The organism is Hoylesella buccalis ATCC 35310, from assembly GCF_000177075.1.
In the GTDB taxonomy this organism is placed as follows: Bacteria; Bacteroidota; Bacteroidia; order Bacteroidales; family Bacteroidaceae; genus Prevotella; species Prevotella buccalis.
This window is the reverse complement of sequence record NZ_ADEG01000051.1, coordinates 1-7,637: the sequence shown is the minus strand read 5'-3', so window position 1 is coordinate 7,637 and position 7,637 is coordinate 1. Positions and strand designations below refer to the sequence as shown.

At 36.5% G+C, this 7,637-nt stretch carries 11 protein-coding genes and 1 pseudogene; all 12 read right to left on the bottom strand.

Going from position 1 to position 7,637, the window contains the following annotated elements; translation table 11 throughout:
- Positions 1-356 (bottom strand): hypothetical protein (locus HMPREF0650_RS05795; protein WP_040562608.1); only part of this gene is annotated, 356 nt, incomplete at its 3' end.
- Complete coding sequence (locus HMPREF0650_RS13725) at positions 353-577, bottom strand: DNA/RNA non-specific endonuclease (RefSeq protein ID WP_375342086.1); 225 nt, start codon at positions 575-577, stop codon at positions 353-355. The genes HMPREF0650_RS13725 and HMPREF0650_RS05795, both read right to left, overlap by 4 nt.
- 15 nt (positions 578-592) lie before the next feature.
- On the bottom strand, positions 593-862 hold the full coding sequence (locus HMPREF0650_RS05790; RefSeq protein WP_004349096.1) for a hypothetical protein: 270 nt from the start codon (positions 860-862) through the stop codon (positions 593-595).
- Between the two features lie 109 nt (positions 863-971).
- Positions 972-1,244 (bottom strand): annotated as a pseudogene (locus HMPREF0650_RS13720) (IS30 family transposase); the annotation flags it as partial.
- Positions 1,231-2,313: a DUF6531 domain-containing protein gene (locus HMPREF0650_RS05785; RefSeq protein ID WP_004349095.1), complete on the bottom strand. Its 1,083-nt coding sequence runs from the start codon at positions 2,311-2,313 to the stop codon at positions 1,231-1,233. The gene HMPREF0650_RS05785 and the pseudogene HMPREF0650_RS13720, both read right to left, overlap by 14 nt.
- Before the next feature lie 84 nt (positions 2,314-2,397).
- Positions 2,398-2,799, bottom strand: coding sequence for a hypothetical protein (locus HMPREF0650_RS05780; protein ID WP_004349094.1), 402 nt, complete (start codon positions 2,797-2,799; stop codon positions 2,398-2,400).
- A 6-nt stretch (positions 2,800-2,805) separates the two neighbouring features.
- Positions 2,806-3,456, bottom strand: coding sequence for a hypothetical protein (locus HMPREF0650_RS05775; RefSeq protein WP_004349093.1), 651 nt, complete (start codon positions 3,454-3,456; stop codon positions 2,806-2,808).
- A 428-nt stretch (positions 3,457-3,884) separates the two neighbouring features.
- A complete protein-coding gene (locus HMPREF0650_RS05770; protein ID WP_004349092.1) occupies positions 3,885-4,493 on the bottom strand; it encodes a GAD-like domain-containing protein in 609 nt (202 codons plus the stop codon).
- A gap of 25 nt (positions 4,494-4,518) precedes the next feature.
- Complete coding sequence (locus HMPREF0650_RS05765; protein WP_004349091.1) at positions 4,519-5,226, bottom strand: PoNi-like cognate immunity protein; 708 nt, start codon at positions 5,224-5,226, stop codon at positions 4,519-4,521.
- A 23-nt stretch (positions 5,227-5,249) separates the two neighbouring features.
- The gene (locus HMPREF0650_RS05760; protein ID WP_050774846.1) at positions 5,250-5,612 is read right to left on the bottom strand and encodes a hypothetical protein; all 363 of its coding nucleotides are present in this window, start codon (positions 5,610-5,612) and stop codon (positions 5,250-5,252) included.
- 119 nt (positions 5,613-5,731) lie between these two features.
- Positions 5,732-6,277: a hypothetical protein gene (locus tag HMPREF0650_RS05755; protein WP_211205578.1), complete on the bottom strand. Its 546-nt coding sequence runs from the start codon at positions 6,275-6,277 to the stop codon at positions 5,732-5,734.
- Between the two features lie 115 nt (positions 6,278-6,392).
- The gene (locus tag HMPREF0650_RS05750; RefSeq protein WP_004349087.1) at positions 6,393-7,460 is read right to left on the bottom strand and encodes an ankyrin repeat domain-containing protein; all 1,068 of its coding nucleotides are present in this window, start codon (positions 7,458-7,460) and stop codon (positions 6,393-6,395) included.
- Positions 7,461-7,637 lie beyond the last annotated feature (177 nt).

The window sequence follows — 7,637 nt, the reverse complement described above, 5'->3', positions numbered from 1 at the left end:
CTTTCAAATTTACCTGTTTTGGGAAAGTATACTAATTTAAGTATTGTTGGAATTTCTCTGTTGTAATCAATAAACAGATTTTCGATCTTCATTAAAATATCGTTTCCAAGGTTTAATAAATTAAACGCCCTCGTACTAGAAACATCGTATTGCTTTTTAGATATATCGTTCACTTTGTGTGACTTTGCTAATTTCCCATTTATCTTATAAAATGTCTTGAAAAAATACCCTTTTTCAATTAATCCGATAGTATAAACGGTATCAACCTCATCTACATTATCATCTACATACTCGAACGCCAGCTCCACCATTTCAGTCAAGAGGCTTTGAAAGTCATTATCAAAATTATCATTCATAATTGTTCTTGTTTTATTATTTGAGAAAAAGGTTCTCCATCAATTGTATAATTAACATTGGAACTATAGGGTCTTGTTAAAGCACCATCATAGTTGATTTTAATATCAACGGTCACTTTTTGTGGTGGTGGCTTTAATGCTTCTGCCCATTTATTTTCTATCTTTTTAAATTCACTTAAGTTAACTTTCTTTGCTCGTGATACTAAGTTGTCCTTTTCTATGCGCCTGATGGCGTCTTATTTTCTTATTAGCCATATTGATTCCTTATTTTTACGATATGCCGATTCGCCTTCTTTTAAGTCTGGTAAATTTACTAATGATTTGTCAATGTCTATCATTTCCTGAATAGAAACAACTATTGCATCTTCTTCACTAACCTCTTCTTCACCCAAAAATTGCCAATCACCATCTTCATCGTAGAAAACGGATACAATAATAGAGTTGTTGTTTACTACATATTTAGTAGTTATAGCACTTTTGTTTTTATTTTCTTCTATTATTTTCATTTTACTTAGCTAATCAACATTATTGTTGTAATTATTTTATATACAGAGATTGAATATCAACTTGTATCCCATTTGCGCACATTCCAGTGTCAAGTGCAACACAGCTACAAATGTAGGAAAAAAAAACTTCATAGGGAGTTTTATAGCCTAGTTTTTTACGAGGTCTGTTGTTTAGTTGATTCTGAATTTGTCTGATTTCATCGTCAGAGATTTCGTCAAATGATTTTCCTTTTGGGATGTATTGTCGAATCAAACCATTGATATTTTCAATGTGCGGTTTGTCAGCAGAGCAATAAGGTTTAGCAAAGAATACAGGGATCTTGAGCACCCGCTCTATAGACTTGAAGTGTGTGAACTCAGTCCCATTATCAGTGGTAATGGAGAATCATGAGGTCCTGCTCATCAAACACACGCATGGACAGTGTGCCATCGGGATAGGTCGTGCCTGTCTGGTTGCCGCGTCCGTCATAGTGCCAGCCCGTAATGCGCCCCTCGGGGTCTATTTCCCGGTAGGGCTCCATCTCCTCGGTATAGTCATAGCGGGTCGTGTTGCCAAGAGCATCGGTGATGGAGCGGACAAGCTGATTGGCATCGTAGCGGTATGTACTCTCCGCACCACAGGCATCACGGACGGTGTTGTATCCCTTCTCGGGGAAATAGCTTATCCAGCCTTCCTGGTCGCCGTCGGCTCCGCGTGTATGGACGCAGCGTCCCTCTTTATCGTATTCCCAAAAGAATGCGTACCCGTTACGGTCGGTCTTCTCCACCATACGGTGATCCTCGTAGCGGATTCCTGTCGTCTGCCCCAAAGCATCGGTAATGCCTACCATGTCGCCCTGTCCGTCATAGGAATAGCGAACAAGCTGCTCGGAACTTCCGTCCGGCATCCTCAGGTGGAGGCTCTCGATGAATCCCGCATCCGTATGTCGGACTGTGACCCGGCGACCGCAGGCATCGGTGAGTGTCGCAAGCACGCCATTCTCATAGGAAAGGCGGATGCTCCTGCCATCCAAGTCGGTAACAGAAGTCAGCAGATAGGAGTTGGCAGCATGATTGAAATATTCAAAATTATAGAAAAATCTCTTCTCTAAATCATACACCTCATATCCCTTGAGGCGTTTACGAAGTTCTAATCTGTTGATTCGACAGAAATCAACTTCACCTTCTTCTACATAGTCAAAACCACATATTCTTCCATCCGCAAGTAGCAACCCAATACATTGTGCTATTGGATATAGGAAGAGTCTCATATCTGCAAGACTATGGACACCAATACCCAAAGCCCCCTTAAAGTTGCTGTCGGAATGGTACACACGTTTCCATTCCAAAGGTAATGCTCCGGGAAAGGAAAAGTCCACTCCTTCATACAGCACTGAACCTGTAACAAGATTTACCGGCTCAAAACCATAAAAAGATAACTCTTTTTTTAGACTTTGGGTAAAATGTAGCATTCCTAAATTATTTTATTGCAACAAAACAACTCTATAAGATGTATGAGAACCATTTTATTAAGTGAGTTTTGGAAAGAACATCCCTTAGTTTCCTTGCATCAAAAAATACAATGGAGCATTAAGGCTGCTTGGATTCTCTCCCTCCCACAATGTTAGTCCCTCAAAAAAATGATTATCTTCATGCTTTAATTTGTCAACAACGAAATTGTGTATTCCAAATAAAAGTTCTGCATTTGTAAATGCAGAGGTCGTCGATACTAAGTTAAAATCTTCCTCTACTTCCTCATCTTCTTCATCACTCCAATATGAATACTGAATAGTTACCTCTTTGCATTGAATTGCGGTAGCATAAGGATTCCAGCGTCCTGTTGTCCCAAGCTTTTCATTGTAGTCGTTTACAGCTTCGATAAATTGCTTTTGGCTCCGGTATTGCATTCCTACAAAACTCCAGGCCACGTCATGCATAATTTCTTCAGGATAATTCATTGTTTTCTATTTTTTGTTTGTATAAAATCTCGCTAAATCAAAACCGTGTTTCAAGGCTAATTCATAATAACTTTGATTAGGGTCTTCGCCAATGATTCCATAAACTTCTTTTCTGTATTCAGGATAAAATCTGAAATCACGAGGAATAAACTTCCATGTGTCAGGATAATTTGTCCTTTGCATTTCTGACTGTCTGTTTTGCATATAAAGAAGGCTATCAGCAACAGAATATATATCCCTAAAACCTCCATTAAAACGATCATTCCATTCATGTATCTTTTCTTTTGGTATACTGCCTAATGCAAGTTCCCCCTTTGATAGCCAAAAAGAAGAATTTAATCCTCCTGTATGTTCAGGAAAATCTATTTGTCTGTAATCCACAGGAATATTAGAAATTATTGTTTCTTTTGCAACATGTTTTCTTGGGATAAAAACACCTTTGAAAAATATCGTATCATCTTTTAACTCTTCTTCGGTTGATATTTGAGAGTAAATATTGACTAAATAACACGATGCGTAAAAATAAAAATAATTATAAGGATTTATTTCTTTTTTCCCTTTTACTATAAATTGCGAATCAAACAGCACGTGTACCCACATATACATGTCATTTAGCAATTTAACTCTTACTAAGTCTCCAATTTTTATTTTTGCCATAATATATTATTATTTACATGGACTATGTTTAACATAGTTATTTTGGTTCCTTTCTTCAAATGTTAATCGTGCCATATATTACCTTGTCATTATTTAGAGTTTAAAATAAATCAATATTCATCATTGCATCATCAGGAATGTCTGCAATAGTTTTAGGTGGTATTCCATAGCTTTGTTTTATTTGATTCTCTATTGATGCAGCCCTACGTCGTTCCCTGAAAATGGTTGACTTATTTTTTTGCTGAAATTGATTTCGGTTGACATCGTTTTCGTCGTCATACTAGAATGAGTTGTCTTGACTTTTCAAAGATACTGATTTTAGTTGACTCTGGCAATGTGGGGTAGTTTGCTCAAAACCATAAAAAGATAACTCTTTCTTTAGACTACGTGTGAAGTGGAGCATAACAGTTCTTTAGAACAAAATTATCTTATTCTTCTAAATCTATGATTTTTCCTACAGCCTGTCCGATAATGTCGATATAGGTCTTGGCATCTACAACTTGTAAGTTCTTATTAGAAACTTTCCCTCCTAAGACCAATGCTGGAACATAACCGTAGCATTGACCATATTGTAATTTTGGAAGTTTTCCTTTAATATCTAAGTAGGGTTTAGAAGCAAAATAGTCCTTATGAGCAATGAAAAAGTCATCAAAAAAAATATCAATGGCTCCTCTAAAAGAGTCTAATGCACGGCTTATGCATTTTCTAACGTTTATAATTTTCACTCTATTTCCTTCATTAGGTGCAATCGTCCAGTTTTTATTTCCTTCCCAAATTAATAAATCACCCATTGCTGTAATTGCAAATACTATAGAAGGCTCTAATAGTTTGTCGATATACTTAAAAACAAAATCATAATCGTCTGGGTTTACTAATTGTATAAAGCCATTCTCATAAATGCCATACCCCATAATATTCCAAATGTTCAACAACTCATCTGGAAGTTTTCCTTTATATTTATTGATGGTTTCGATAGAAACATCACTATATTTAACATAGTTATTTTGGTTCCTTTCTCCAAATGTTAATCGTGCCATATATTATGATATTACAGAAATAAACTTACTCCATACAATGTACCATATCATAAGGATAATAAGGCAACCCTTGTAAGGAGGAATCGTCTAAGCCTAGTTTTTTCACCAAAGCACCACTTTCAAAACTCCAATAGCCAAAATGAACACCCCATTTGCTTTTATGATCATTATACCAGCCACAATCAGAATGCCCCTTATACCATTCCTTTTTAAGGTATTTTTGGAGCCGTTCTACAGCCTTTTCCTTATTAGTTTTCGCAAGCTCTATCACTTCGATGAGTCCTGCATAGGGAGTAGTCCAAAGAAGTTTTTCTGATGCGTAATCCTGTGTATTGTTAACTAAGAAGCTAAAAAATTTGTCTTTAACCGAATGTTCTTTTAGGAGTATTGATAGTTGTTGTAATTCTTTATGGCATTCAAGCATAACTCCTATAGATAGATACCATAACATTGTTACATAACCAGCATCAGTATTCCATCCTTTCTTCATGAATTGTACTCCTTGAAGGTAGTCCGGAATTAGTTCCAATACAGGATAACCTACTGAATATTTGGAAATTAGTATTTGATATGCATTTCTTAAAATAATATCAAAATGAGAGAGTTCTTGTTTAGAATCCCATGTTGTTCCAGTACACTGATACTCATGGAGATCCTCTTCTACGAAAGAGGTCTTTTTTTGTATCAATTCCTTATACCGAATTTCGGTATTTAAATTATCACGCAATTTCATACTGTTTTCTTATTTGATTTTTATTATGGCCAAGAACTAATAATTTCTCCTGCCGAATTTAATTTGTTTGTAATAACGTTTCCTTTTTCATCTATTCTACTAATAACTTTATCTACATTACCCTTAGACATTGCTTTTTGAATCTCTCTAGCCTTATCTTCTCCGACCTGACTTTCAAGTCTGTCATTTACCCAACTATCAGACATTTGTTTGCCACTTTTAGTGCTACCAAGTTGAGATGTTCCATAATTGGCTTCATCAATAACATAAGAGGGAGGAGGTGTTGTATTTTCGTATATACCATCAATTCCATGTTTAATGGAGTCATTAATAGAAGTTGGTGCAGGGTCACCTATCCTTTTAAGATTATATCCCTTCTTTTTCAAGTCAGGATTATTTGTTAAGTTTTCACATGAACATATTTCTCCAAAATTACCTTTTTACTTTTTTGTTGCTGTTGTCGGATTAAACCCTAATTTGTTTTTTCCTTCTCGGTAACGGTGTTTTATCGACAATTCCACCCATTAACTTCCTTATTTGCATAAGCCTTAGATAATTTTCCTCTTTTCTTGTCCACCCGTTTCATAGCCTTCAATATGGCAGGGGCAAAACTGAGCAGCGTGCTGAAGCCGATGCTTGACAAAAGTCCCGTCAGCATACCGCCCCAGTCGGGGGCATAGGGACCGCCCACCATGACAGGCGCACCTGTCGGAATGGGAATGGAGAAGGATGTCGGGGCGAAGAGGGTTGGAGTGAACTTGAACTTTTTCTTGCCTACCTTGCTCAATGCTCCCGAAAAAGGAATGTCCACGTCGTTGCAGGTCATTACCATGTATCCCTTGGGACTTAAATGCGTCCCCTCTGCAAAAACCGTCTGAGAGGAGAAGAAGTTCATGCTCTCGTGCCCGATGATCGAAGCCATGGCGAAAGAACCGGCAAGCGGGATGTGCATCAGGGGGATAATCATGCCGCCCGTGTCCGAGACGCTGCGCTTCAGCCCGTTCACGCTCACGTTCGTGCCGAGGAACGGTATGTAGTCGGTGGGGTCCATCACCATACCTATGTAAGGGTGGGGGGGGGATTGAAGGGGGGAGCTGTCGTCACATGGACGTCAACTCCGACTACCATAATGATATGACTGTCCGCGAGTAACATGATTCATCCAATTATAATATTGGAAGAGATGTCCATTCCAATGTTTTCCATTTTTTTTTCTTCAATTTTTCTAAGAGTACAGATGTAACTTCGTAATGAGATTTTTTTTTCTTTTTTTGAGGAATTAGAGTAAACAATGTAACTGAATTGTCTTTTTTATCACATTCTAATGTTGTGTAATTATATTCAACAACATGAAAACCCGAATACTCCAATTGTGTATTATCACATATTTTATCAAGAGGAATAAATTCTCCATCGAAAAAAATACGACCATTTTGTAACCATAGAGACAACCATTCCATAATCAAATAAGGTAAATTTGAAGGTGCAATTCTTGAATATGGATTCCATCCTAATGGTAAAATCATTATAAATTCTGTTGATGGATTGCTATACCTATAATTACCTATGGTATATAAGAGTACGTTGCTGTTACTATTTGTTATTGCAATTCTATTAAATGTCCCATTTGACAAAATATTGAAGCGATTTGGTATTACTCTTCCAATATAGTAATCTATGTGGGCGGATATTCCTCCCCCATTTTCTGAAGTCCAATCATAATCCCTATTTACATTTGATAACGCTCCATTTTCAATTAGATAGTTAAATAGATGTTCATGTTTCCATATTATAGCTAAATCCAACGGACTCAGATATAATCCGATATTTAATCTATTTATATCTGCTCCACACTCAACAAGATACGCCATCATATCATAATGCCCTTTTGTGCAAGCTGTTCCAATTGCAGAAAGTTTTACTAAATCGTATCCATTTATATCTGCATTATTGTCTAATAATAATTTTACAATATCAATATTATTAGAAGATGCGGCACCTTCTAAAGGATAGAATATATGATCTTTTGTATAATTGACATCAGCGCCATAATCAATAAGAATTTTACAAATATCATATAAGCCCAATTTTGCAGCTCGATATAGCGGTGGATTTAAATTATACAATTCTCCATCATTTAAATTCAATGTGCTATTTTCTCGCAAAATTTTTTCCAAAGCAATACTATTACCTTGTGTTATGTATTTCTCAATTTTTTGATACAATTCATTCATGTTTTTTTATTTTATTTAAAACCAGTTCCAGAGAAGATCTCTCCAAGTGAACCTAATGTCTCTTTTATGGCTTCAGGGTTTCCTCTTACTTTGGATAATTCATCATATACTGTTTTAGCTGCTTTTTTAGAATGATTGCCTAATCCATTGGAAGCCCAAACAAAATTTTCAACCATA